This is a genomic window from Vibrio sp. IB15, from assembly GCF_016406055.1.
Taxonomy (GTDB): domain Bacteria; phylum Pseudomonadota; class Gammaproteobacteria; order Enterobacterales; family Vibrionaceae; genus Vibrio; species Vibrio chagasii.
The window spans coordinates 26,612-52,790 of record NZ_JAEFCE010000007.1 but is presented as its reverse complement, the minus strand read 5'-3'; the positions used below and the strand labels follow the sequence as shown (position 1 = coordinate 52,790).

General features: G+C 45.0%; 20 protein-coding genes. 2 read left to right on the top strand and 18 right to left on the bottom strand.

The features are described 5' to 3' along the window. The first annotated feature begins 132 nt into the window (after positions 1–132). A complete protein-coding gene (locus JC606_RS04185; RefSeq protein WP_105059031.1) occupies positions 133–1,404 on the top strand; it encodes an NRAMP family divalent metal transporter in 1,272 nt (423 codons plus the stop codon). 88 nt (positions 1,405–1,492) lie between these two features. Here JC606_RS04185 and rapA read toward each other — a convergent pair whose 3' ends face one another. Continuing rightward, positions 1,493–4,402 (bottom strand): RNA polymerase-associated protein RapA, encoded by a 2,910-nt coding sequence (rapA, locus tag JC606_RS04180; protein ID WP_198778077.1) that lies wholly within the window; start codon positions 4,400–4,402, stop codon positions 1,493–1,495. A gap of 464 nt (positions 4,403–4,866) precedes the next feature. Between rapA and JC606_RS04175 the strand changes: the two genes are divergently transcribed. Further along, positions 4,867–6,246: a PhoH family protein gene (locus JC606_RS04175; RefSeq protein WP_102424041.1), complete on the top strand. Its 1,380-nt coding sequence runs from the start codon at positions 4,867–4,869 to the stop codon at positions 6,244–6,246. Positions 6,247–6,352: 106 nt separating this feature from the next. Here the strand turns inward: JC606_RS04175 and tldD are convergent, their stop codons facing one another. The 17 genes from tldD to JC606_RS04090 all read right to left on the bottom strand — a co-directional run bounded on the left by tldD (position 6,353) and on the right by JC606_RS04090 (position 26,174). Further along, complete coding sequence (gene tldD / locus JC606_RS04170) at positions 6,353–7,798, bottom strand: metalloprotease TldD (RefSeq protein WP_017630734.1); 1,446 nt, start codon at positions 7,796–7,798, stop codon at positions 6,353–6,355. A gap of 19 nt (positions 7,799–7,817) precedes the next feature. Then, positions 7,818–8,630 (bottom strand): carbon-nitrogen hydrolase family protein, encoded by an 813-nt coding sequence (locus tag JC606_RS04165; RefSeq protein WP_137407236.1) that lies wholly within the window; start codon positions 8,628–8,630, stop codon positions 7,818–7,820. Between the two features lie 65 nt (positions 8,631–8,695). Next, positions 8,696–12,568, bottom strand: coding sequence for a YhdP family protein (locus tag JC606_RS04160; RefSeq protein ID WP_198778076.1), 3,873 nt, complete (start codon positions 12,566–12,568; stop codon positions 8,696–8,698). Between the two features lie 10 nt (positions 12,569–12,578). Further along, entirely contained in the window at positions 12,579–14,048 is a 1,470-nt protein-coding gene (rng, locus tag JC606_RS04155) for a ribonuclease G (protein WP_004740839.1), read from the bottom strand. 20 nt (positions 14,049–14,068) lie between these two features. After that, positions 14,069–14,713, bottom strand: a complete 645-nt coding sequence (locus tag JC606_RS04150; RefSeq protein WP_137407215.1) for a Maf family protein — start codon at positions 14,711–14,713, stop codon at positions 14,069–14,071. 7 nt (positions 14,714–14,720) lie between these two features. Next, on the bottom strand, positions 14,721–15,209 hold the full coding sequence (gene mreD, locus JC606_RS04145) for a rod shape-determining protein MreD (protein ID WP_032498535.1): 489 nt from the start codon (positions 15,207–15,209) through the stop codon (positions 14,721–14,723). Continuing rightward, a complete protein-coding gene (mreC, locus tag JC606_RS04140) occupies positions 15,199–16,086 on the bottom strand; it encodes a rod shape-determining protein MreC (protein ID WP_004740842.1) in 888 nt (295 codons plus the stop codon). The genes mreD and mreC overlap by 11 nt, the downstream gene beginning before the upstream one ends. Before the next feature lie 94 nt (positions 16,087–16,180). Then, positions 16,181–17,224, bottom strand: a complete 1,044-nt coding sequence (locus JC606_RS04135; RefSeq protein WP_004740843.1) for a rod shape-determining protein — start codon at positions 17,222–17,224, stop codon at positions 16,181–16,183. Between the two features lie 150 nt (positions 17,225–17,374). Further along, positions 17,375–21,166: a DUF6701 domain-containing protein gene (locus JC606_RS04130; RefSeq protein WP_137407216.1), complete on the bottom strand. Its 3,792-nt coding sequence runs from the start codon at positions 21,164–21,166 to the stop codon at positions 17,375–17,377. Next, positions 21,159–21,611 (bottom strand): MSHA biogenesis protein MshP, encoded by a 453-nt coding sequence (locus JC606_RS04125; protein WP_198778075.1) that lies wholly within the window; start codon positions 21,609–21,611, stop codon positions 21,159–21,161. The genes JC606_RS04130 and JC606_RS04125 overlap by 8 nt, the downstream gene beginning before the upstream one ends. Further along, entirely contained in the window at positions 21,601–22,323 is a 723-nt protein-coding gene (locus JC606_RS04120) for a PilW family protein (RefSeq protein ID WP_198778074.1), read from the bottom strand. The genes JC606_RS04125 and JC606_RS04120 overlap by 11 nt, the downstream gene beginning before the upstream one ends. Next, the gene (locus JC606_RS04115; RefSeq protein WP_198778073.1) at positions 22,323–22,685 is read right to left on the bottom strand and encodes a type IV pilus modification PilV family protein; all 363 of its coding nucleotides are present in this window, start codon (positions 22,683–22,685) and stop codon (positions 22,323–22,325) included. Before JC606_RS04115 ends, JC606_RS04120 begins: the two co-directional genes overlap by 1 nt. Then, on the bottom strand, positions 22,682–23,179 hold the full coding sequence (locus JC606_RS04110; RefSeq protein WP_198778072.1) for a type II secretion system protein: 498 nt from the start codon (positions 23,177–23,179) through the stop codon (positions 22,682–22,684). The genes JC606_RS04115 and JC606_RS04110 overlap by 4 nt, the downstream gene beginning before the upstream one ends. A 147-nt stretch (positions 23,180–23,326) precedes the next feature. After that, positions 23,327–23,803, bottom strand: coding sequence for a prepilin-type N-terminal cleavage/methylation domain-containing protein (locus tag JC606_RS04105; RefSeq protein WP_198778071.1), 477 nt, complete (start codon positions 23,801–23,803; stop codon positions 23,327–23,329). 35 nt (positions 23,804–23,838) lie between these two features. After that, positions 23,839–24,414 (bottom strand): prepilin-type N-terminal cleavage/methylation domain-containing protein, encoded by a 576-nt coding sequence (locus tag JC606_RS04100; RefSeq protein WP_198778070.1) that lies wholly within the window; start codon positions 24,412–24,414, stop codon positions 23,839–23,841. A gap of 77 nt (positions 24,415–24,491) precedes the next feature. After that, a complete protein-coding gene (locus JC606_RS04095) occupies positions 24,492–24,947 on the bottom strand; it encodes an MSHA biogenesis protein MshF (protein ID WP_198778069.1) in 456 nt (151 codons plus the stop codon). Between the two features lie 3 nt (positions 24,948–24,950). Beyond that, positions 24,951–26,174, bottom strand: a complete 1,224-nt coding sequence (locus JC606_RS04090; RefSeq protein ID WP_198778068.1) for a type II secretion system F family protein — start codon at positions 26,172–26,174, stop codon at positions 24,951–24,953. Positions 26,175–26,179: the final 5 nt, after the last annotated feature.

Here is a 26,179-nt window from a genome sequence, read left to right as displayed (position 1 = left end):
AATAATTCACAGTTAATTCGTTTATTAATAAATACAATTTTTAATGTTTTCGTACATAAAAGTTGACGAGTTTACAAAACATGGTATTGATAGGGTAACGGAAAATAACAAGCCAACATCAAAGGAACAATGATGGACAGTACGGTTAAAACAACCACAACAAAAACCTCAGCTCCCCTATCCAGTTTAATTAAATCTCTTGGCCCGGGTATTATGATGGCTGCAGCGGCAGTCGGCGGTTCACACTTAGTTGCCTCAACCAAAGCCGGAGCCATCTATGGTTGGCAGCTCGCTGCATTGATCATCTTAGTAAACCTATTCAAGTACCCATTCTTTCGTGCCGGCATCCAATACACGCTTGGTACAGGACAAAGCTTGGTTGAGGGTTACTCAAACCTAGGCCGCCCTTACCTAGTGATCTTTTCGATACTAAGTGCTATTTCAGCCGTCGTAAACACAGCCGCACTACTGCTGTTTAGTGCGAGTTTGCTTAGCTACTTCATTCCTTTTGAGCTAGCCACCAGCACGCTTTGTATGATCGTACTTGCGACCTGCTTGATCATCTTATTTGCAGGACACTATCGTGCTCTGGACACCCTTTCAAAAGCGATCATGGCGATCCTTACGATCACCACTCTAGCCGCTGTCGCCATTGCTATCGGCTCACCTGTCGAACCGGATGCTGCTTTTGTTCCACCATCACCTTGGTCATTGGCAGCAATTGGCTTTATCGTGGTGACCATGGGGTGGATGCCTGCCCCTATCGAGATTTCAAGCATCACCTCTATGTGGCTAAAAAGCCAAAAAGAGAAACAAGAAGTCACTGCTCAATCTGCTTTATTCGACTTTAACGTCGGCTACATTGGTACGGCACTGCTTGCTTTAGTATTTGTCGCTTTAGGCGCGCTGGTACTTCACGGTTCAGGCGTGGAACTGTCTCGCTCTGGTGTAGGCTTTACTCACCAGTTAGTTGGTATTTACGCATCGACGATTGGTGAATGGTCACGACCACTCATCGCCATTATCGCTTTCTTCTGTATCTTTGGTAGCACGATTACGGTTATCGACGGCTACTCTCGTGTACTCGCGGAATCACAACGTCTGTTATTCAACAAAGAGTCGAGCCCGCGCATGCTACAAGGCTGGATTATCATTGTCTCTATCGCCGCACTCGCGATTGTGATGTTCTTCAGCGCTGCGTTGATGCCAATGCTGGATTTCGCAATGGTACTTGCTTTCGCAACGACGCCATTCTTCGCGCTGCTTAATTTCATCTTGGTGAACAAAGCTAAGCTTCCAGAAGCGTTAGCCATTGGCAGCAAACTAAAATGGCTGTCTGTCGCAGGCCTAGTTTACTTGTTCGGTTTCTTAGCCGTATTTGTTTGGTGGAAATGGTTGATGTAACCCTCCAATCACCACCATCTACAAACTCGAGATAAAAATAAGGCCTTCATGGTGAAGGCCTTATTTGTTGTTCACGGACTAGCTAATATTAATTGTGAGAAACTACAATCAAGCGTAGCGAGTCTAGTTGAACCTGAGCTTTGCTGATGTAGCCGGTCAGTTCGTTAATCTGAGCTTCGATAACTTCTAACTCTTCATCACGAATGTTCGGGTTCACCGCTTTCAGAGCTTGTAGACGCTCTAGTTCACCGTTGAGGTTTGTCTGCATATCTCTTTGCGCTTGCTGACGCACTTCTTCAACTTTAGGAAGAACTTGGGCCTCACCCGCTTCGATTAGCTTGTGAATTTCGCCTTGTACCGAGTTAACTAACTTACTTGCTAGATGACGGTTCACCGGGCTCAACTGGCGGTTAAAACTATCAAATTCAACCTGAGAAGATAGGTCGTTACCACGGCCATCCATCATCAAGCGAATCGGAGTCTTAGGTAAGAACTGGCTGATACCACTGCGTCTTGGTGCTTGTGCATCCACCAGGTAAACCAGTTCAAGCAAGATAGTACCAACCGGCAGCGCTTTGTTCTTAAGTAGTGATACCGCAGAAGTACCCACCCCTTCGCTAAGTAGTAAATCAATACCACCCTGAATCATTGGGTGTTCCCAACTAATGAAGTTCATGTCTTCACGAGAAAGCGCTGTATCACGGTCGAACGTGATAGTTGCACCTTCATAAGGTAAGCCTGGGTAGCTTGGTACCATCATGTGCTCAGATGGCGTTACTACTAGCGCATTTTCACCTTTGTCGTCTTGGTTCAAACCAATGGTATCGAACAAGCTCAATGCAAAAGTAACTAGGTTAGTATCGCCATCAGTTGATGCGATCTTCTCTGCAATCTCGTGCGCTTTATCACCGCCGTTTGAGTGCATCTCTAGTAGGCGATCTCGGCCTTTTTCTAGATCCGCTTTTAGGCTTTGATTTAGCTTTGCTGACTCTTCGATCACTTCATCAAGCTGCTCTGTGTTACCAGAAGCTAGCATCTCGATCAGCACGTCTGAATACTTGTCATAAACTGTGCGACCTGTTGGACAAGTTTCCGCAAATGCATTCAGACCTTCGTCAAACCAACGCGCTAGGATCGCTTGTGATGTGCCTTTCAAGTAAGGAACATGAATATCGATATCACGCTGTTGACCAATACGATCCAAACGACCAATACGTTGCTCAAGCAAGTCTGGGTTGAACGGAAGATCAAACATCACTAACTGGTTAGCGAACTGGAAGTTACGGCCTTCAGAGCCGATTTCACTACAGATAAGAACCTGAGCACCGCCCTCTTCTTGAGCAAAATAAGCCGCTGCTTTATCACGCTCTAGAATCGACATGCCTTCGTGGAATACGGTTGCACGTACACCTTCACGCTCACGTAGTGCTTGCTCTAATTGAAGAGCAGTACTTGCACGTGATGCGATCACTAAGATTTTTTCGCTTCGCTTGTCTTGGATCTTTTCAATCAGCCAGTTAACACGTGAATCGAACTGCCACCAGCTTGAGTCTTCACCTTCAAACTCTTGGAAGATCTCTTCTGGATAAAGCATCTTCATCGCACGAGCTTCTGGTGCCATCTTGCCACCGATCATGCCTGATACACGCATCGACGTGGTGTACTGCGTTGGAATATCCATCGGCAGTAGATTGACGTTACGCTTAGGGAAGCCTTTGATAGCGGCACGTGTATTTCTAAATAGAACACGACCAGTACCATGGCGATCCATAAGGTTATCAATCAGTTCTTGACGAGCTAATGCTTGCTCTTCTTCGCTGCTATCACCTTCGATAACGCGGAATAGAGGCTCAACATCTTGCTCAGAAAGCAGCTCTGTAATCTGATTCTTCGCGCTGTCTTCAAGTTTCACGCCTGAGAATAGTGCGGTAACAGCATCAGCAACCGGTGCGTATTGATCTTCTTCTTCAACGAAGGCTTCGTAATCGTAGAAGCGGTCAGGATCCAATAGACGCAGACGTGCAAAGTGACTCTCACGGCCCAATTGCTCAGGAGTCGCTGTCAGCAAAAGCACACCAGGAGTATTTTCTGCTAAGCCTTCTACCACTTGGTATTCGCGGCTTGGCTTGTCTTGGCTCCACTCAAGGTGGTGCGCTTCATCGACAACCAATAGATCCCACTCACCTTCAAGTGCTTGCTCATAGCGCTTGCGACTCTTACGTAAGAAATCTAACGAACACAGAACGTATTGCTGGGTATCAAATGGGTTATCTGATTCTGCAAAGGCTTCAATACAACGCTCTTCATCAAAGATAGAAAAGTGCAGATTGAAACGACGCATCATCTCAACTAGCCATTGGTGTTGTAGTGTTTCAGGCACCACAATCAAGATACGTTCCGCACGACCAGACAACACCTGTTGATGGATGATCATACCCGCTTCGATGGTTTTACCTAGGCCAACTTCATCGGCTAGCAAAACACGTGGCGCATGACGGCGGCCAACTTCATGAGCGATATACAACTGGTGAGGAATTAGGCCAGCACGCATACCACACAAGCCACGCATTGGGCTCTTGTGCTGTTGGTATTGATTGCTTAGTGCACGGTAACGCAACACGAAGTTATCCATACGGTCGATTTGACCTGCGTACAGTTTATCTTGTGGCTTATTAAAACGAATCTGGTTGCTTAAAAAGATTTCACGCAGAGTCACTTCTGATTCTTGGGTATCTTCGCGTGTACCTAGGTAGGTTAGTAACCCTTTATCTTCGATAACTTCTTCGACAGACAAAGACCAACCTTCTTGGCATTCGATGACATCGCCCACATTAAACGTTACTCGGGTTACGGGAGCATCCGTACGTGCATACACACGGTTTTCTTCTGATGCTGCAAACATTAGTGTCACTGTGCGAGCATCCATTGCTACAACGGTACCTAAACCTAAATCGCTCTCCGTATCGCTTATCCAGCGTTGCCCCAAAGCAAATGTCATGAATCGACTACCTCAATCTTATAGTTGGAATTTGGTCTTTTTAACTGATATTTGAAACAAGAATCTTACTGCTCTTGAACTAAAAATATAGCCAAAAATGCCTAGTTTGCAGCCACTTTTTAAGTGCGCTCTAGATAATAAATATCTCGAGAAAATGGTGCAGAAAAAGGTCGCTAATCTTACTCGATGCTGTGATTTAGGTCACGTCTAAAGGAGATGATTTCATGCTTTTTTTCTGTTTTCGCCAATGCAATCAAACTGTCAAAAAAACATGGTTAACCTATTGGTAGTAGATTGCTGCCGTTAGTGAACACGCCATGTTCACCGATCACAATATGGCAATATTTCTCTCGTTGAACTTTAGGTGAGCAGTTGACTATCACCAGAATGAGAGACTAACCTTTAAGTGAGCTTAATCTACGTTCAATCGATGCAAAGCAAGCCGCACGCGGCAAGGAGATGCTATGGGCGAGACCAACCGGAAGCTATTTGTTTTAGACACCAATATCCTACTTCACGAACCCTTCGCTATATTTTCTTTCCAAGAGCACGATGTCGTTATCCCCATGACAGTGCTAGAAGAACTAGACAGAATCAAAGACAGTAAGAGGGACGTTGCACGAGATGCGAGAATTGCGATTCGAACTCTCGAAGATTTATTCAGGGAAGCCACACCAGACCAAATATCGGAAGGCATCCCTTTTACTAAAGACATTAAGGCCTCAGGCAGTATCTCAATACTCGCCGATTACGAACTTCAAGAAAGCATCAAAGCCTTTGCCGACGACAAGGCAGGCGATAACCGAATCCTCAACGCTGTACTCTACCTTCAAAATAAACGTGCGCCACGTGAAGTGGTTCTCATCACCAAAGACATCAACATGCGTTTACGTGCAAAAGGCGCGGGCGTACGCTTCGTTGAAGATTATCAAACCGACCAACTCATCGATGATATCCAATACCTCACCAAAGGTTTCCAACAACTTGAGGGCGCATTTTGGGATGGTATCGACAATGTGGAAAGTAAGACCTTAGCTGGCAAAACCTTCCATACGTTAGCAAGAGAGCCTTTCGAACCTACCTTCCTCAACCAATATGTGATTGATGAAGAGAGCGACTTTGCAGCAAGAGTTGAAGAGATTGATACCGAAACCGTCACACTCAGAGACTTAAGCCGTGAACGCCTAATGAATCGCAGAGCCTGGGACATCACACCTAAGAATATTTATCAGGGAATGGCAATTGATGCGCTACTCGACCCAGATATTGACCTGGTGATCCTAACTGGCGCGGCAGGTAGTGGTAAAACACTGCTCGCGATGGCCGCAGCACTTGAGCAAACCATTGAGCGTAAACAGTTCGATAAGATCATCGTCACCCGAAACACGCCTGACATTGGTGAGTCTATTGGCTTCCTTCCTGGTACTGAGGAAGAGAAGATGCTGCCTTGGTTGGCCGCCGTCACCGATACATTGGAAGCGCTGCACAAAAACGACCACTGCACCGAAGGGTCAATGAAGTACATCTGTGATAAAGCCAATATCCAGTTCAAGTCGATCAACTTCATGCGCGGCCGTTCCATCCAGAATGCGTTTGTGCTTCTCGATGAGTGTCAAAACCTGACTGCTTCACAAATCAAAACCATCATCACCCGTTGTGGTGAAGGCACCAAGATTGTCTGCTCAGGGAACCTAGCGCAAATCGATTCGTCTTACCTAACCCCTGTAACTTCAGGTTTAACCTACATGGTTGAGCGTTTTAAAAACTTCGAAGGCAGCGCCAATATCCACCTCAATGGCGTGGTACGTAGCCGACTGGCAGAGTTTGCGGAAGAGAACATGTAATCACTTTTTGCTATTACTCCCCCCTCCTTTAAAAACAAAAAGCGCCTCACAATGGAGGCGCTTTTCAATTCTATTTTTGTGCTAACGTTGCTTCAGCGAGCCTGATTTACTCAGTACCACCAACCGTTAACGAATCTAGCTTCAATGTTGGTTGACCAACACCCACTGGCACGCTTTGACCAGCCTTGCCACATACACCAACACCACGGTCGATACTTAGATCGTTACCCACCATAGACACCTGCTGCATCGCTTCGATACCAGAGCCGATCAGTGTTGCGCCCTTAACGGGATGAGTGATCTTACCGTTCTCAATCATGTAGGCTTCAGAAGCTGAGAATACAAACTTACCAGACGTAATATCTACCTGACCACCACCGAAGTTTGGTGCGTAGATACCTTTATCGACTGTCGCAATAATCTCTTCTGGTGTGTGCTCACCCGGTAGCATGTAGGTGTTCGTCATACGCGGCATTGGAAGATGCGCGTAAGACTCACGACGACCGTTACCGGTTGGTGCAACACCCATTAAACGAGCGTTCAGCTTGTCTTGCATGTAACCTTTTAAGATACCGTTTTCGATCAACGTGTTGTACTGACCGTTAACACCTTCATCATCGACGTTCAATGAACCACGAAGGTCAGTCAATGTACCGTCATCGACAATCGTACATAAGCTTGAAGTAACTTGTTCACCAACTTTACCAGAGAATACTGAAGACTCTTTACGGTTGAAGTCACCTTCTAAACCGTGACCTACCGCTTCGTGCAGTAGAACGCCCGGCCAACCAGAACCAAGAACCACAGGCATTGCACCAGCAGGCGCGGCAACGGCTTCAAGGTTAACAAGCGCTTGGCGAATCGCTTCATCAGCAAATTGGTAAGCAACTTGAGTACCTTTGTCATCGCTTAGGAAGAAGTCGTAACCAAAACGGCCACCACCACCAGCACTACCACGCTCACGGCGATCGCCTTTCTGTGCAAGTACACTGATTGATAGACGAACAAGCGGACGAATATCGCCTGCGTAGGTGCCATCCGTCGCAGCAACCAGCATCTGCTCATGCACACCACTTAAGCTTACTGAAACTTCCGTCACCATAGGTTCTTTAGTGCGAATGTAAGCGTCCAATGACTTAAGAAGTTCTGTTTTTTGCTGTTTTTCCCAGCTTGCTAGCGGGTTAACTGCATCATAGTAAGTTTGGTTGGAGTTACGCTTGAAGGCCTGCACCTTTCCGTTTTGACCTTGCTTCGCGATACCACGAGCTGCAATCGCGCTTTGCTTTAGACCATCCAGTTGGATTTGGTCAGAGTAAGCAAAGCCGGTCTTTTCTCCTGATACTGCACGAACGCCAACACCGCAATCGATATTGAAAGAGCCGTCTTTAATAATGCTATCTTCAAGCACCAAAGATTCATGCCAGCTTGACTGAAAGTAGATATCAGCATAATCAATTTGGCGGGTAGCAATACTCGCCAATGTATCTGCGATATTTTGCTCCGTAAGCCCTGTTGGGTTCAGTAGCGCTTCTTCAATTTGATTAATGCTCATAGATGGCTCTTGTTTGTAATTAAAATTGATTGGTAAATCGAGTGTGTTGTGTGATTGGCATATTTTGCCTAATGGATTCACAACTGGATGTGTCTATCTCGACAACCATACTTTTAGGATCTTGGTCTAACTGTGCGACCACTCTTCCCCAGGGATCAACCACCATAGAGTGTCCCCATGTTTCTCTTTGGCAAGGGTGCTTACCACCTTGCCCTACCGCAACAATCCACGATTGTGTTTCGATTGCCCGGCATCTTAACAGTGCTTCCCAATGCGCCTGACCGGTTACCGCAGTAAACGCCGCTGGTACCACTATGATCTGCGCGCCTTGCTTGCGTAACTCTGAATACAAGTGAGGAAAGCGCACATCATAACAAATACTTAAACCTAAGTGACCAAAAGGCGTTTCTGTTGTCACAACTCGGTCACCCGGAGTGAAAATATCAGACTCTCGATAGCACTTGCGAGCATCGGCGACATCAACATCGAACATGTGTAGCTTGTCGTAGTGAGCCACTAAACTGCCAAAGTCGTCTATCACCAAAGTCGTGGTAGTGACACCTCTCGCTGTGCTTATCGGCATACTGCCCACAATGATCCAAATGCGATGAAGCTTGGCTAACTCAGCCAGCTTCTTCTGCAGTGGGCCATCATTTAGGGACTCAGCATACTGGTGGTAATCAGCTTTGCTACCAAATACCAATGCATTCTCTGGGCACACGACCCATTTAGCCCCTAACGCTTTGCACCTAGCTACCTCTTGGGCGAGATAATCAAGGTTACAGTCAGGGTCTGGGCCCGAAGTCATTTGAATCAAACCAACACAATCCATGTGTACTGCTTCTCCATTCATTATGATTCAGAAATCACTATTTATCTGTATATTAGGGCTTACTTTTACTCTGCCAACTTTCTTAGATTTTCTGGAAGTTGGAACTCACCAGAGCTACGAGAAAGCTCACTTACCGTTGGTGAATCCAGAGGACCTTTCACCGAGTAATTAACCTGAGTAAAGACCTCAACAACCGGTGAAATCACCGTAGTTACCGCCAACACATACAACGCTGTTTGAGGCGTTACCGCAAACGCTGTCAGTACAGGAATACCCGACGTGATATCTGGCGTAAAGTTTACTTCTGCATCTACCTGACGAGTATTTAGGTTAGCGATACCTTTGATCTTCATCTCTCCCGCCACGGCATCCATGTTCAGGTCATTGGTCAAGAATATACCGTTTTGAATCTTGCCCGAGCCTGTAATACTGTTAAATGCCATGCCTTTATCAAACACATCAGAGAAATCGAGCTGCATTTTACGGATGATCGAATCTAAGCTAAACAAACCAAGTAAGCGAGCTGCCCCGCTCACATCTGAAATAATACCTTTACCGAACTTGGTTTTTACGTCGCCATCTAGAGTATCCATCTTAATACCCCAAGGTGAACCGTCCCAGTCAAGTTGAGCTTCTAGCTCAAATGGTGCTTTTTGAATCCCCGAGGTGATGCCAAAGCGCTCCATCAACTCACTGTTGTTTTCACCTTCCACATCAACTTTCAGCGAAGAATGACTCTTGTCACCATTCAATTCCCACCAGCCACTGACATCTGCTTTGTTGCCGCCACTGCGTACCTGAATTTTCTTCCACGCAAGGCGATTGTCTTCTCTCGCCAGCTCAAAATCCACTTTGCCAACTTTATAGCCTTGTAGCCAAAAGTCATTCAGGGTTAGCTTGAGATTCGGCATCACATCATGAATCTTTCGATCCAACTCAGAGATCAACGGTGCTTCTTGCTCTTTACGTTGCAGCAATGGCTCTTGCTTTGATTTATCACTCCATTCAGGAACAAACAGGTGCAAGCGATCCAATGACACGGTTAAATCATAAGGAGGCAGATAGTTAATATCCCCTTCTAACTCTTGGCTCGATACTTCCATTTGCCAAGCTTGTTTATTCTTGCGTGCACTAAAATCAACATCATTCCAAGCAATACCACCAAGAATCAGCTCTTTACTTTCAAAAGTCACACGACTTGGAGCAGGAATTGTTGGTGTGTTCATTTGGCTTAAAACAGCAGTTGATGGCTGTACCGGCTCCATGATCACCGAAAGCCAATCATCAGCATTAAACTTATCCGTACGAATCAATGCATGGTGCCCAACCACAGGGCTAATTTTATAGCCGCCTCGACCTAGCACTAGGTTGGTCGCGGTTAACTCAGGCACATCACCTGTGATATCAATTTCAGCTTGGTACTTGGTATTCGGCAACTGCAAACGCGCAGTAATCGCTTCTTGGTTACCCGATGCTTGTAGCCTTGCAGAACCACTCTCTAATGACTTTTTCGCCAGTGGGTATGGGTAATCGCTCGCGAGATATTTTAGGTCAGACTGTAAATCTAATTGGTAAGTAAAGCCGATGTCATTCAATTGGATATCAATCTGGCTTTGCCATTGCGCATGACCAGATAGACGACTCAACCATTGCTCTCCAATATAAGGCTCTAAAGGTTTCACATCCCAATCGCCCAGAACGTCAATATCAACTGCATAGCCAGGGCCATCATTCTGCCCTTTAAAATCAATAGAGATGCCTTGTTTAAGCAAGTCTGCCGCTAAACCATTCGCTGTCACAACATCATTATCAAACTCGATACGACCCGTGGTGTTTTCTAACACCATTGGTGGCGCTTCAATTTCAACATGGTTGCCGCTTAGGTCAGCGTAACCCCACGCTCTGGCTTCTTTATCAGAGTCGAATGGGATATTAAGCTGGAATTCGGAAGAGACATCACCGCTCACTTGAAGTGCGGTTAACGCAGCACCCACGGAGTCAACCAGTGGCGAAGCCGTCATGTAATCACGTACCGCATTACCTGACGCGGTGGCCTTTGCTTCTATCTCGATATGGCCGCCTTCACCCAAATAAGGAATACGACCTGTGATTCGATCGGCAGTCACATCCATTAATTGTGCAGAGCGAGAATCGAGATGCATCGCATCATTCTCAAACAATAGATCAAGTTGCAGGTCTGTAATCGGCGGCCATGCGGTATCAAAGCTAAATTTAGCGTCCTCTAATCGAGCCCAAACTTGAAAAATACCATCGTGATTGGTGTACGGATAGTTATCCAATTGACCGTGCCACAGCAACTTCACCGTATCAGCCTTACCCGCCTGAATCGCAGTAGATAGGTAATCAGTCAGGTCTTGCCCAAGCGCTAAGGTCGGTAGGTAACGCCATGTTTCGCCAACGTTGTAAGCGTCTGCTTCACCATAAAATGATAAGTAAGGGCTCGCATCTTTAGGGAAATCTAATCGAAACGCACCTAACACTTGTAAATCTGGCGTGGCTGCCGTGACTTTATCAGACCAAAGCTTCCAGCCGCTCTCGTCTTGCTGCCATACAATATCAACTTGACCTTGCTTGATGTTTAAAGGCGCTTGGAAAACATCGCCATACGGGAATACATCGTCAATAACATGTAGGCTGGCTTTTGCTTCGGTCATAGAGCCGAACACGCTACCAGAAACTTGGCTAAAGCCCGGTACTAAATCCCATTGCTCAATCGCAAGATCAGAAAAACTGGCGGAGTAACGTAGGCTCTCGATACCAGATTCCATCGATAGACGAATATCAGAGACCGTACCGCCCGGAGACAGCACATTTATCATCTTGGTTGACTCTTCTGAGTCTGGCAGCAGCTTAATCAGTGGTGTGATGGTCGAAATATCAAGCTCAGAGACGTTAAGCAGCCAAGGACCTTGTTGCCATTTAAATGCTACATCAAGCTCAGGCCAAGGCGTGTCATCGGTTCTCAAGTTAAGAGAGTGAACATTCACTTGCCAGCCATCATCGATTGGAGACAACTTAAACACGCCTGATTCAAGCATCAAGTCATGCTTACCGTCTTCGTTCCAGGTCAATTCTGAAGGCAGCACTTCGACGTAGGCGCTGACTGGCTTGCTATTACGTAGCGTGAGCCAGCTATTTAGACTCAAGGTCCCCGTTTCAATGCCAGACTCCGCCTGCATGTAACGGGTTAACCAAGGTTTTATAGAGATGTTATCTGCACTGACATAAAACTCACCAGTCACATCAGTGAGTGAGCCGCCATCAATAAAGTTAGCGCTTACTGACAAAGAGTTGAGGTTAGCGTCTTTGATACTCACCACGCCTTCTGCAAGGTGGTGTTTACCTGAGTTCTGCCACTTTAAAGTTTCGATATCAAGCTGACGCTCTTCATCAGAAACAGCACGATACAAAATGGTGGAATCTTTCGCGGTGACGTCGACCAATGTTTTCAGCAGCAGGTTATCGAGCTCATTCACCACTCGCTTAGAAGAGCCAGAGTCTTTGGGTTTATCTGTCTCATTTTGCCCAGCAAACAGGTCAATAGAACGGATATCAAGATACATCTGATTCATAACCAGATCGGCTACAACCGGACGCATCTGAACGAGCGATTGAATCAAGTCAAACTCGACTTCAACACGCTCAACAGAGAAGGTTACATCTTCTGCATTAGGAAGGCTGGCTTTTACACCTTGCAACGCGATGGAGGGGTGAGTGTTACGCCAAAAACCACCCACGTCTTGAATAGAAAACTCAAAACCAGAATGTTGATTTACCCAAAGCTCAATTTCAGATTGATACTTGTTTAAATTGGGTAAGGCTACACGCAGTGTAGTAACAGCAATGGCTAGCGTTACTAAGAGAGTAACCACTAACCATAAGCATGCACGTAGAATCAGAGTAACGCTTGAGCTCACAAAATTTCCATTACATCATAACAACATCAAACTGCTCTTGTATGTACAGAGGCTCAGCCTGGATTTTAACTTGTTTACCAATAAACACTTCAAGCTCAGCAAGCGCATGAGACTCATCGCCTTCTAGCGCTTCAGCAACCGCTGCTGCAGCATAAACCACAAACTTGTCAGCATCGTAGGCACGGTTGACACGAGTGATCTCTCGAAGTATCTCATAACAAACGGTTTCAACTGTCTTCACGCTGCCACGACCTTCACAAGCAGGACAACTCGAACACAGAATATGCTCAATACTTTCACGAGTGCGCTTACGCGTCATCTCTACTAAACCAAGCTGTGTGAAGCCATTAATGTTGGTCTTTACACGATCTTTGTCTAATGCACTCTCTAAAGAAGTTAGTACTCGCTTACGGTGGTCTTCCGACAGCATATCGATAAAGTCGATTATGATGATACCGCCTAAGTTACGTAAACGTAGCTGACGAGCAATCGCTTGTGTCGCCTCTACATTGGTATTGAAAATCGTCTCTTCTAAGTTACGACGACCAACAAACGCGCCGGTATTGATATCAACCGTAGTCATTGCTTCCGTTTGGTCGATGATCAGATAGCCACCAGACTTGAGCTCGACTTTACGATCCAGAGAACGCTGAATTTCGTTCTCAGTATCGTACATATCAAAGATAGGCTTATCACCTTCATACAGTTCAAGCTTATCAGTCAGCTCAGGCACATATTCAGAGGTAAACTCTTTTAGGTTTTCATACTCAAGGCGAGAATCGACCTGAATCTTGCTCAGTTCCGTTCCCACGAAGTCACGCAAGATACGCTGACTTAAACACAATTCGCCGTACAAACGAGTACGCGCTTTATGCTTGCCACGGCGTTCCAATACCTTGAGCCATAAACGCTTCAGGAATGCCGCATCTTGTGCGAGTTCGTTTGAATCAGCGCCTTCTGCAGCAGTACGGATAATAAATCCACCATGCTCATCACAGTAATGGGAGACGACCTTCTTAAGACGATTACGCTCGGATTCGCTATCGATACGTTGAGAAACACCAACGTGACTCGCTCCCGGCATAAACACGAGGTAACGAGATGGCAGAGTGATATCAGTGGTTAGGCGAGCACCTTTGGTACCAAGCGGGTCTTTTACGACTTGAACCACAATGTCTTGCCCTTGACGAACAAGCTCTGAAATATCGCGAACCTGAAATTGCTTCTTTTCATTTTCAGCGACACATTCAGTGTGGGGGACAATATCAGAGGCGTGTAGAAAAGCTGCTTTCTCAAGACCGATATCCACAAACGCAGCCTGCATTCCCGGAAGAACACGACTAACGCGACCTTTATAGATATTTCCTACGATTCCGCGTCGAGCGTCTCGTTCGATATGGATCTCTTGAAGAGTTCCCCCTTCAATCATGGCCACGCGAGTTTCACTCGGGGTCACGTTCAGCAACAATTCAGCACTCATGGTGCACCTCAGATTAGTAATTATAAGAATTCTTGCAGTAGCTGGTCCGTTTCAAATAAAGGTAAGCCGACAACGGCGTAATAACTACCTTCGATTCGGGTGACAAAGCGCCCACCCAAACCTTGGATCCCATAGCTACCGGCTTTATCGCATGGCTCCCCTGTTTGCCAGTATTGTTCTATTTCTTTTTCACTGAGGGGTTTAAACCATACGTCGGTAATAACGATTTCTGTTTTTTGTTTTTCTTGTGAAACCACTGAAACAGCCGTCATCACTTGATGTCGTTCATTCGCTAGCTGAGTCAGCATACGCTTAGAGTCAGAAAAATCAGCGGGTTTCTCGAGTACTTGCCCTTGGCTTACCACTACAGTGTCAGAGCCAAGCACCACTATTTCAGAATCAAGAGAAATAGCATCAGAACTAACAACTACAGTATCAGAACTAGGAGCTACATGCTGCTTTTCAGAAGGATTCGTTGTTAATAAAGACAGCGCAGCTAGAGCTTTATCTAAAGATAGTCGCTTAACGTACTCTTCGGCGGTTTCTTGAGTGTGTTTACACTCTTCAACATCGGTGACTAAGACAGAAAACTCATAACCGAGTTGAGATAGTAATTCTTTGCGGCGCGGCGAACCGGATGCCAAAACTAAATGTTTCTTTTCCATCGTCACGCTACCTCACATGCCAATGGCGACGTACGCGTCTCATCAACAAGAACATCCAAGGCCAAAGTATACAGTTTATCAATGCACTCCATAACGATAATGGATTGAAGACAACATCTTGAATCAAATATTCACCGAAGAATATCAGTACTTCAAACAATACCGTTAACGCTGCAATGATCATGGCTTGTTGCCACAGCGCCATATTACGAATGACGAGGAAGTTTAACGCAACAATGTACATCACTATTGCCATCATCATGCCTCGAATACCTAATGTCGAACCAATCAAAAGGTCCCACAAAAGGCCCAGAATCAAAGCGCTGCCTACATTAACACGATGAGGTAAAGCCAGAACCCAGTAACAAGTAACCAGCAGTAACCAAGACGGCCTGAACAGGTCTAAACTACCCGGCCATGGAATGGTTTGCAGAATAAGCGCGATCAATAATGAACAGCCAATTACTGTCTTGCTTCTTAAAACGCTATTGGCCATTTTCATCCTCTAACATTGCTTGCTCTATGTTGGATTGATCGGTCTGTTTCTGTTTGTTTTCGTCAGGCCACACAAGCAGCAGATATCTAAGCTTATCAAACTCAACCACAGGTTCCGCTTTGATTACCGCAAACTCACGTTTCGGATCGTAATCAACCTTAGAAACATAAGCGACTGGGTAACCTTCTGGATAAACACCACCAAGGCCTGACGTTACCAAGAGATCTTCTTCCTGAATGTCAGTACTGGTTGGAATGTGCTCTAGCTGAATTTCATCAATCATGCCATTACCAGAAGCAATCACACGGATATCGTTACGGATAACTTGGACGGGAATCGCATTGTTTGCATCCGTCAGCAGCAAGACTCGGCTATTGTGAGCCGCAACAAACGTCACTTGACCAACAATACCTTTCTCGTTGATCACCGGCTGTCCTTCATACACCCCATCAATCTGACCTTTATCGATCACAACTTGATGACGATATGGAGAGGTATCCACGGCCATAACTTCAGTAACGACTTTCTTTTCATCACGTATAAACGGGGAGCCTAATAGCTTACGAAGGCGCTTATTTTCTTCTTGATATTGCTCAAGCAGAATAAGTTCGCTCTTCAGTCGCAAGACTTCTCGCTTCATCTTATGGTTTGATTCGATCAGCCCTTTACGAGTGCTAAAACGGTCGTATACACCGTCAAACATCGTACGAGGTAGGTTTGCTGCATATTGAATTGGGGCAACCATGCTGTTCAATAGATAGCGGACATTTGAGAAAGCATCTAAACGACTATCAGCCAGCATAAGGCTGGCTGATAAAATTACAGCAAAAAACAGGCGCAATTGTAGAGAGGGACCTCTACCAAAAATTGGCTTCATTCTATATTTGATCCTAGAGCTACATTTGATCCTATAGACAAGGTCCTAGGCTCTTTACATAAAACTAGATAATAAAAGAGCCTAACACTAGATATTATTCTTCGCTAAACAGATCGCCGCCGTGCATGTCGATCATCTCTAGGGCTTTACCGCCACCTAGAGCAACACACGTTAGTGGCTCTTCTGCAACAACAACAGGAATGCCTGTCTCTTCTGTTAGCAGACGATCAAGGTCTTTAAGCAGTGCACCACCACCTGTTAGTACCATGCCGTTTTCTGAGATATCAGAAGCAAGCTCTGGTGGACACTGTTCAAGTGCAACCATTACTGCAGATACGATGCCAGATAGAGGCTCTTGAAGTGCTTCAAGGATCTCATTTGAGTTCAGGCTAAAGCTACGAGGCACACCTTCAGCAAGGTTGCGACCACGTACTTCGATCTCTTCTACTTCATCGCCAGGGTAAGCTGAACCGATTTCATGTTTGATCTTCTCTGCCGTCGCTTCACCGATCAAGCTACCGTAGTTACGACGAACGTAGTTGATGATCGCTTCATCAAAACGGTCACCACCGATACGTACAGAAGATGAGTAAACCACACCGTTTAGAGAGATAACCGCAACTTCAGTAGTACCACCACCGATATCTACAACCATTGAACCCGTTGGCTCAGATACGCGTAGGCCAGCACCAATCGCTGCCGCCATTGGCTCATCGATTAGGTAAACTTCACGAGCACCAGCACCCAGTGCAGATTCACGGATAGCACGACGCTCAACTTGCGTTGAACCACAAGGTACACAAACCAAAACGCGAGGACTTGGTTTAAGCACACTGTTGTCATGCACTTGTTTAATGAAGTGCTGAAGCATTTTTTCCGTTACGTAGAAATCAGCAATTACGCCGTCTTTCATTGGACGGATCGCTGAAATGTTACCAGGCGTACGACCAAGCATTTGCTTAGCAGCGTGGCCCACAGCAGCGACACTTTTTGCAGAACCCACACGATCTTGGCGAATAGCTACAACTGAAGGCTCATCAAGAACAATGCCTTGGCCTTTGACATATATAAGGGTATTGGCAGTACCTAAATCAATCGATAGGTCGTTTGAAAACATGCCACGAAGTTTTTTAAACATACTCTTCGCTCATCCTGCAAGAATTAGAAGACAAAAATTGCACTAAATGTACCAATGCCTTGCTGTCACGGCAAGGCATTGAAGTATAAACATGGACTGAAATCCGTAATTTCTTACAGATTCCTAACTTAACCATCAAAAATTATATTATTACTGACCTGTTAAGCCAGTTTCACCTCGGTAGATCACTCGATCGTTACCACGGTAGATGCCGAATGTGACGACAGTTGAGGGATCTTCATCGCCTAACTGACGCCAATTGTATTGCAACCAAGGTTGATCTTCGTAATCTGTCGAACATGATATCTCATTTTCGCCCGTCTTCTTGCTTGGCTTCGAGTTGCCCATTCTTGACCATAAACGAACTTGCTCGCGCGGTGTATCTTTACCAGCAGGCGTATTTTGATCCGCGGTGACCTCTTCTTCACCATTATCGACGCTGCCACTGCCGTTAAGCGAAGCTAACGTGGTTATCGCCCCGTCACTGTGCCAAATCACTTGTTTACAAGCTTTTGAACCATCAAAGGCGCTGCGATTATCATCATCGTTGACGACAAATTCGCTGCCATCCCAGAACTCAGCTCGCAATGGAATAGTTAAGGTAATGCCTGAGTTGCCGCCAATATCATCTAGGGCCATTCGACCATATCGAGCAGGAGGTTGAACCAGAAACTCTGCAGAGTCTGTCAAAGTATCAGAATCAGTAAATGACACGGGATCAACGCCATCTACCGTCAAACCAAAATGTGTGACTGTAGAGTTAGCATCTGATGTATTAAAAGGATTATCCTTGCGGCTAATCCCATCAGTCCCCGTAACTCGCTCAAGAATAGCGGCACCATCGTTCAACAACCAATGCTTGCGATCTGTAGACCAAGCCCCAGCATCAGTATCTAGTAAGAACCTATTATCGACGGCTGTGTCATCTAGAACCCCAAATGTCGCCTGTAAGTCTGGATGGAAGAAGCGATAATTGTTGAGCGCGTTGCCGACACTGCTTTCACCAGATGCCATTGGGAACACTTGATGAACGCTTGAGTCATAAGGCTGACCTAAATAAGCAATGTCGTTTTGATTAGCGACATGCCATTCAGGGTTCTCTTGCAAGAAGTATTTCGGATAGAAACGGCCAATGGCTAAGCGGCCATCCTCAATCTTAAATGCCTGACTGCCCAAATACACTGACTTACCAATGTCCCCACTACCAAATTGGCGTGCAATCGGAGCTTGGACAGTCAACTCAAAAGCACCCACTTCTGATACGGCCTGAGGTACTTTAACCTCTCCCTCCTTCCAAACAGCTCCTTCCGGAAGTGTCGTATTTAACAACTGCCCATCAACGCCTTGCACAGGGTATAAAACATGGTTACCCATCAACAGATCACTTTCTTGGTAATTTCTCGCAACTGAATTATCGTATTGATAAGCAACTACCGTTGTTTCAAACACCTCCCCTGCTGCGACAAATCCTCTAGAACACTGCTCAGTTGTATCCGAGCAATCCCCCTTGGTTCCCGCATGATTGTAAGCACTTAATCTGAGGCCAGCAGGAAAACTTACAAAACTCTTAAAGCCTGAAGAATCATCAATATCAGCCACACGTGCTTTAAGTTTAATTTTCCCTACTTCAGCGTATCTTATTTTAAACGCAGCGCTTCCTTTGTTATCAAAATACACATCCTTTAGCTTTGTATTACTCGTATTCAACTCGAAAGGTTGGCTCCAAAATAGCTCTCCACTCTTGCGTTTTTTCTGATAGATAAACGAAACAGGTTTTGAACGATCAACAGGTGCTACTTCATACTCGATCGACATATTAACGTCTCTTGAGAGCCCTTCTTGACTGGTGTTTTGACTACAAAATGACAAATAATTATCACCAGGACTCTGTTTGCTCGCCACAATATCCTTAACTTTTACAGCTAGAACATGACTTGAGAAAGTGACTTCACAATTGGCAACAGATAACGGTCCTCCGTTAATACGGCATCGTGCTTCATCAAAACCAGATTGAGGGATTGAACTTTTGGCAATACCCAATTTGACTTTACCAGCTCGCTCTCCTTTCAATTTAAGACGAACTTCATTATCGAATCTAACTGATGTTCCTCCTTCCCAGTTTGCGACATCACTCCCTTGCGCAGGCAACAAGTCAACCGAAAGAGCAGGCAGAGAACCATCGTTATATGCATCTCGAGGATACAACTTAGAGCAACTCTCATTTAAACAAGCCCTCAAAGTAATATCTGAGCTTTGGCAGGTACTGCCCGACCCCGCGTAGTCAAACTCAAAATGATGGATACCTTCTGTGATTTTTTGGTGCTTGTCGGCACAGACTTGAAAGTTGTCGAGATCATGGACATTGGTCAACGACCCAGTTGAAGCCGTAATAGATACACGAAAGTTTTCCGGTATGACGGATTGACCATAACGCTGCATTACATCGAATCGAGGGATCACTGTTTGCCAGAGGTTAGTATCTCCAACCATGCGCTTTACTGTCACAAACACTTTCCCAGAGTCTCGGGAATCAATGATCATTTTATAGCGATGTGCTTGCCCTTTACGCCCATCTAAATTGCCCAGGCTATGATTACCTTTTATATAACGATACCCAACGACCCAATTACCAGCGGCATCCTGTCGCCCAGAACCTCGTAGCGCGACATTATTGGGGGTAAAACCAGGACCTATATCGGTTCCACCCGAGCGAGCATAGTTACCATACTCATCAATACCCAAGCCAAGCCACCCCCCAGCAAAGCCCTGAATCCCGGGTTTGAGCCCGTAACCCAAAGGGCCGCCAAAAGCCCCCGTTTGCGGTGGAACACTCGCATCAGAAAGTACCAACGCTAGGCCATCGGCACCGCTACCAGAGTGAGCATAATGATCAAATTCCACTTCCAAATAGTTATCGTCTGATGGAAACAGATAGTTATAAACAGCGGCCGTAGCTTGATCGTACCTCAATGAATTCATTCTAAAGCGACCATTTTCCACATGCGGTTTGATGCTATTTTTATAAGCAACGATCGACCAATTGTCGGTATTACTCGAGCTGAATGTCTCTTTTGGCAAATATTCACAACGAGCAGGCTGTATTTCTTGGTCTTCAATCACACTCTGATCACTGACGGTCAGCATTTGAGTATTCACCCTGCCACTGATCACAGAGCCATTATTGAGGCTTACATAAGACTTGGCGTATACATACCCTGATATTTTTGACTGTTGCTGAGATGACCAACTGTAATTTAACTCGACACCATTTCGAGAAACCAATATCAGTTGAGCTTTAGAATCTGCATACTCAATCTGTGAGCCATTTAACTGGGCTGTTTTTTTCACATGAATTTTGACATGGCCGTGTATGATGATACGCGAGCCGTCATGCATACCGAGATCTTCAATCCAATGCTCACCATCAAAAAAATGAATCACAGAAGCTTCATAAAGCACTAAGCTTTTTATTTTATGCTCAGAAGTCATGAAAGCAGCATGACACCCCTGAAAACCGGTAAAGAATTTCAAGTCTGGTGAATAAATGTTTTGCGGTGCAGTACAGCTAACACTGTCACGACCACTGGCCTTTTGAAAAGGCTTTAATTGCAATGCTGGGTATTGTGTATAACTTATCGAACAAGCTCTACGGCCGCCATATTGATCGTCGCATGAGGTAGAGGGCATATAGTTAAAGCCACGACAGAAATGCAAATCGAGGCCTTTTGTTCCTTTGATGGTGGCATCATTGTAGACAAAAAGCTGACTCGCATTTCTTGATAAACTACACTGTATACCTCTATTCGCATGTCCCTGCACAACATTTGGAAAGTGCTCAATACCGATTTCATCGTAAGCGTACGAAGGTGTAGCCACACCGAATGCCACAACACACAAAAAGAAAAAAATCACCGAGGGAAAGCGAATGAGTATACTAATCACGAAGCCATACCTCTTGAATGCGCTGCACTTGGTTAATACCCGAACCACAAATTACCGAAGACTCTAAAACATAGAAAACAAAGCCATCAAGCTCTCCCTGATTGGAGCACTGTACTCGCTCAAGAGAACAGTTTACCGAAACTGTATCAACCATAGAGCTTGCTACCGTAAAAATCCCACCACCAGGCTGAAGATCGTTACTACTACAAACACTGGCAACAGCAGAAGAAGCCTGGGGATCAGGATCCGGATAAAACTGAGTCATAACGTACTCATTAACCGAATGGCTGAGTAACCAAGCTTGCGTGCCAAGTACAACTCGAGTGTTTGAATCATTATCAGACCAACTCGTTCGACTCAAACTTGTCGCTAAGAAACCAAGCACCACGATAACAAAAATGACCATGATTAGCGCGCTACCTCTTTGGCTTGTTTTACGGGACATTAATCACCTGTATATCTTGCTCAAATACTGTGGATTCATTATTTTCTGAAAACTCAAGGGTCAACTTAACAACACCATTCCGCTGAACATCCGCAGGTTGATAACTCAGAGTACTATTCTCACTCATAACTCGATCGCTTATTGTGACACTATTACGAGTTAATAAATTACCGCTCGCAAGGCAATATTCCACAAGGTTATTTGAGTCAAAAATGTAATGCCTTTTACCCACAGATTCACTGACAAGAGTATTGGCTCCGTTTGGAATAGAAAAGTATGCAGCGGATGCACTTGGAGGAACTACATTATTGAGGGGGTATATATTATTTAGGTTGCTGATATCAGTATGTGGTCTAGTCGGGTTTATAACCAGTGACATAGATTGTAATGAGCTGCTTGTCGCTCCTGTATCACTAACTAAAAAGTTAATATCTGCTCCCGAGGTAGCGTAAAAACCTGAATCAACAATTGGATAAAATGATACGCAACCGCTACTTACAGAAGCAGGAAACAGATTAGGTACAGCATGCCTCACTTCACGCGAAAGCTTTTCCAGTACAAACCTAGCTTCGGTTTGTAGTCGAAAGCGCTCTACAGAGCCAAAATAGCCTCTCATTCCAAGTTCAGTAAAATTCGCGACACCAAGCAAGACAATACTTGAGATGACAATAGCTAAAATCATCTCTATAAGCGTAAACCCTTTCCCTTTCATTAGTACTCCCCTTTATAAGCAATTAAAGTGATAGGAGAGTTATTGCTGGCAGTAATTGTTAACGTAAACTTCTGCATCGAAGCTGTTGGCGTATCGTTGGTAACAACCAAATCCACATCAAAATTCGTATAAGTGCTGCCGAGTTCAATTGGAGTACCAGAGCTCACCGAACCGTAATCTCTAGCTAAAAGATCGGTCATAATACTTTGACCTAATGCTGAAGCTCGGTTGGAATAATTCACTTGTCCTGAAAGCGCGGATTGTGGTGCAAGAAAAGTAGAAAATGCGAGCATAGCAAAACCAAGTAGTACAATAACAATGATCGACTCGATAAGCGTAAAGCCACTATTGACATACTTCATGGGCATACCTGATTACTTGGATAAACAAAGCCTTGAGAATTGATACAAACCCAAGCCCTATCTGAACTATTATTTGATGAAATGGTAATTTGAACGCCAGCTGAAGCGGCGCTCTCAGGGTTACCCAATAAGTTGAATTCTATTGGGGAAGAAGTATTAGAGAGCGGTTTAGATGAAAACGTGTAATCAACACTAGAAATAACATCACTTCTAGTTTCGGCTAGATTGTCACAGCCCGATTGAGAGCCAAGGCAACCATTAGCTGCCACCAAACGTAAGCTTTCAGCCCCAGACACAAACATATCCATATTCGATTGCATTCTATTGAGCTGAATCTGTCGAACAACAGAAGAAACCTGCTCTTGAAGCGCATATAACTCATAGCTTTGGCGTCCACTAAAGCGGCTAATGGCTGTTGCACCAAGAATAGCAAGCAAAAGAATCACCACAATCAATTCCACTAGAGTGAAACCTTTGTTTGGCTTTATGTCCATATACATCCTAAGTAGCTCAATAGCAGCTCTACATTACAAGATAGAATAAAAACAATGAATATATCTATTGTGAATATTAGAGGTTTATTAGTTTATTCCTAAAATAAAAAAGGCCAGCAAAGCTGGCCTCAATTCGCTACAAAAGCTTTAGTTACTTGAGTTACAACCATCACCAACAGTAACAAATGTTGTTGCTGCTGTATCTGCGGTTGTACCAGTTGCTTGGTTGTAAGTTACAACACACGTTACATCAGTACCGTTAAAACCAAAACTAATGCTATCAGCAGACGCGCCAGAAACCGTACCTGTAACTTGTGTCCAATCAGTCCCTAACCCAGTTACCGCAGCAACAATACCTGCAGACGTCGCAGTCGGGTAACCAAATGCTGTAGCGATACCTTCAACAGCTGCGCCAGATGAAACAGACTCTTCACCTTCAATTGCAGATTTACCATAAACAATACCGGCCGCACCATCAATAGCCCCCTTCAAACCTTGGAGTGAAGCATTTCGAGCATCATCTTGCAGGTTTAGGAAACGCGGTGCCGCAGTTACAGCAAGAATACCAAGAATAACAATTACAACCACTAGTTCGATTAGGGTGAAACCGCCTTGTCTTTTCATAGTTAAGCTCTCTCTATGTTTTATTTTACGCAGACTTACTGCAAAGTTACGGTCACACGACCAGTTGTAATTTCGTAAACAAATTCATGCTCGGTACTACCCTCTAATTGAACGTAGGTACAGGTTGCATCACCAGAATTTGCTTGCGCTGAATATTTGTAGTTTGAGTTGTTCGCGATATCTGCAATAGGACCAACTTTCGGTGGGTTTTGCAGCAAATTTTCCATCAACTCAGAGCATGCTTTATCTGAAATAGTTTGTGGGGCAGTGCCCGATTTATTATTCAGAGTCCATGGGTAGCCATCTCGGAAGCCAGTCTCAAGATTGCTACTGTTCTTCGAACGGGTTAACCAAAAATCAACACCATCGTAATTAACGGTGTTGTACCTTTCGGAACCGATCGTCTCTGAGGGTCTCGCTTGTGCTTCCCACTGTGCTCTCGCCGACAAAACTGCCGTTGCAAAACCACCAGCGACACCTTCAATACTGGATTTCTTGGCTTCATCCGTGACATCGAGAAAACGAGGCAACGCAGCAACCGCCAATAGCCCCACTACAACGATCACGATCACTAACTCAACAAGTGAGAAACCCCTTTGATTTTTAAGCATTTCTACCGACTCGACTTATTATTAATTTGCATTATACATCTACCAATTTCTAACACCAGATAAATACGTCAAATTATCTACAAAGCCAAAATATTGGCTGTAACATTGAATCTTTCGTTCTTAAGCAGGATATCTATATGATATTTATCGCCATAATGATAAACACAATGAAACTGCATGTTATCACTTTGGTCTTCAACCCTTGGCGAGTCTAACCCCAGAATGCTCTTCGGTGGATATAATTGGTCTAGCCAGTAATGACAGTCTACCTTCGAGCCCAGAATCGGCATTACCCACCCGGTGCTGCTGTAACTTTTGGGAGATTCAGAGTCGCTTTGTTGTTCTGCGCCTTTTAACAAATAGTGTTGTTTGAATCGATTTGCTTGCTCAAGGATACGCTTACTCGCCACGATTAATGCCGTATTGGTCGCATCTTCTTCTAGTGACTCCCATGCAGAAAGCAGCCCTATAATTAGAAAAAGAATCACCACAGTCCAAATAACAAAACGTGAACGTTGTAGATTCTTTAGCATTCCTTAACCTTTGATTGCATCCAGCATTCCCCACATCGGTAAGAAAATACCAAGAGCAAGAATCAACACCATGCCTGCCACTATGGTTAGCAAGATCGGTTCAATTCTGGCGGTTAAAGTTTTCAGGTCATAATCGACTTCTCGATCATAATAGTCGGCTACTTCAAGCAATAACTCATCGATACGACCAGTCTCTTCACCCACCGAGATCATTTGAATGACCAAAGGTGTGAAAATTTCACTGTTAATCGCCGTCGAAGAAACCGTACTACCCGCTTCGATAGCCGACTTCATGGCTTGTACCCGCAGCTCTAAAAAGCGGTTGTCCAATGCTTCTGCCGATAGCGCTAAAGATTGGTTGAGCGGCACACCGGCTTTCAGCATCAACGCAAAGGTACGCGAAAAGCGTGACAGCAATGCTCGGTTCACGACCCCACCGATGACAGGTATCTTTAAGCGAATCCTGTCCCACTTCTCTAGGCCTTTATCTGTCTTTACCCAAGCTTTAAACGCAAAGATAAGACCAAAGATCACACCGAGCATGATTTCCCAGTAATTAACAAAGAAGTCAGACATACCAATTAAGACACGTGTCGCTAATGGCAAATCGACACCAAACCGTGCGAACATGCTAGAGAATTGTGGAATCACCTTGATGTTTAGTATGAACATCGCGATCAAGATAAAGCTAATCACGAAGGTTGGGTAACGCATCGCGGTCTTGATTCTCTTTCGGGTCTCGACTTCTTGTTCGTAGTAACCCGCTAATTGCAGCAAGGCCAGATCAAGACGACCTGTATTTTCACCAACCCCTATCATAGAAACAAACAGTGGGCTAAACACTTTAGGATGCATCTGCATCGATGCCGCCAGTCCACGACCATTGGTTAACTCTGCAACCACCTCTTCAAGCGCAGCTTTCAACTGTTTATTCTCACAGTTTTGGGTCAGGCCTTTCATCGACCTTAATAGCGGAACCCCCGCTTTGGTTAAGCTGTATAACTGACGGCAGAACAGCACCAGGACCTCAAGCGGCACACTCGGCGAGAATAGAGCCGATACATCCATATTCAATACGGAACCACCACTTTTCCCAAGCTTAATCGAGGTTGGGATAACTCCCTTACTCATCAAACTTTCCGCGGCAAGATCTTCGTTATTCGCGTCTAATTGGCCACTTACTTGGCTGCCATCAGAGCTGCGACCTACATAACGATACGTTGGCATAGCGC

Excerpts from the sequence above, each read along its gene's own strand:
- JC606_RS04185 (WP_105059031.1), top strand. The coding sequence starts at position 133 with ATGGACAGTACGGTTAAAACAACCACAACAAAAACCTCAGCTCCCCTA.
- rapA (WP_198778077.1), bottom strand. The coding sequence starts at position 4,402 with ATGACATTTGCTTTGGGGCAACGCTGGATAAGCGATACGGAGAGCGAT.
- JC606_RS04175 (WP_102424041.1), top strand. The coding sequence starts at position 4,867 with ATGGGCGAGACCAACCGGAAGCTATTTGTTTTAGACACCAATATCCTA.
- tldD (WP_017630734.1), bottom strand. The coding sequence starts at position 7,798 with ATGAGCATTAATCAAATTGAAGAAGCGCTACTGAACCCAACAGGGCTT.
- JC606_RS04165 (WP_137407236.1), bottom strand. The coding sequence starts at position 8,630 with ATGGATTGTGTTGGTTTGATTCAAATGACTTCGGGCCCAGACCCTGAC.
- rng (WP_004740839.1), bottom strand. The coding sequence starts at position 14,048 with ATGAGTGCTGAATTGTTGCTGAACGTGACCCCGAGTGAAACTCGCGTG.
- JC606_RS04150 (WP_137407215.1), bottom strand. The coding sequence starts at position 14,713 with ATGGAAAAGAAACATTTAGTTTTGGCATCCGGTTCGCCGCGCCGCAAA.
- mreD (WP_032498535.1), bottom strand. The coding sequence starts at position 15,209 with ATGGCCAATAGCGTTTTAAGAAGCAAGACAGTAATTGGCTGTTCATTA.
- mreC (WP_004740842.1), bottom strand. The coding sequence starts at position 16,086 with ATGAAGCCAATTTTTGGTAGAGGTCCCTCTCTACAATTGCGCCTGTTT.
- JC606_RS04135 (WP_004740843.1), bottom strand. The coding sequence starts at position 17,224 with ATGTTTAAAAAACTTCGTGGCATGTTTTCAAACGACCTATCGATTGAT.
- JC606_RS04125 (WP_198778075.1), bottom strand. The coding sequence starts at position 21,611 with ATGTCCCGTAAAACAAGCCAAAGAGGTAGCGCGCTAATCATGGTCATT.
- JC606_RS04120 (WP_198778074.1), bottom strand. The coding sequence starts at position 22,323 with ATGAAAGGGAAAGGGTTTACGCTTATAGAGATGATTTTAGCTATTGTC.
- JC606_RS04115 (WP_198778073.1), bottom strand. The coding sequence starts at position 22,685 with ATGAAGTATGTCAATAGTGGCTTTACGCTTATCGAGTCGATCATTGTT.
- JC606_RS04110 (WP_198778072.1), bottom strand. The coding sequence starts at position 23,179 with ATGGACATAAAGCCAAACAAAGGTTTCACTCTAGTGGAATTGATTGTG.
- JC606_RS04105 (WP_198778071.1), bottom strand. The coding sequence starts at position 23,803 with ATGAAAAGACAAGGCGGTTTCACCCTAATCGAACTAGTGGTTGTAATT.
- JC606_RS04100 (WP_198778070.1), bottom strand. The coding sequence starts at position 24,414 with ATGCTTAAAAATCAAAGGGGTTTCTCACTTGTTGAGTTAGTGATCGTG.
- JC606_RS04095 (WP_198778069.1), bottom strand. The coding sequence starts at position 24,947 with ATGCTAAAGAATCTACAACGTTCACGTTTTGTTATTTGGACTGTGGTG.
- JC606_RS04090 (WP_198778068.1), bottom strand. The coding sequence starts at position 26,174 with ATGCCAACGTATCGTTATGTAGGTCGCAGCTCTGATGGCAGCCAAGTA.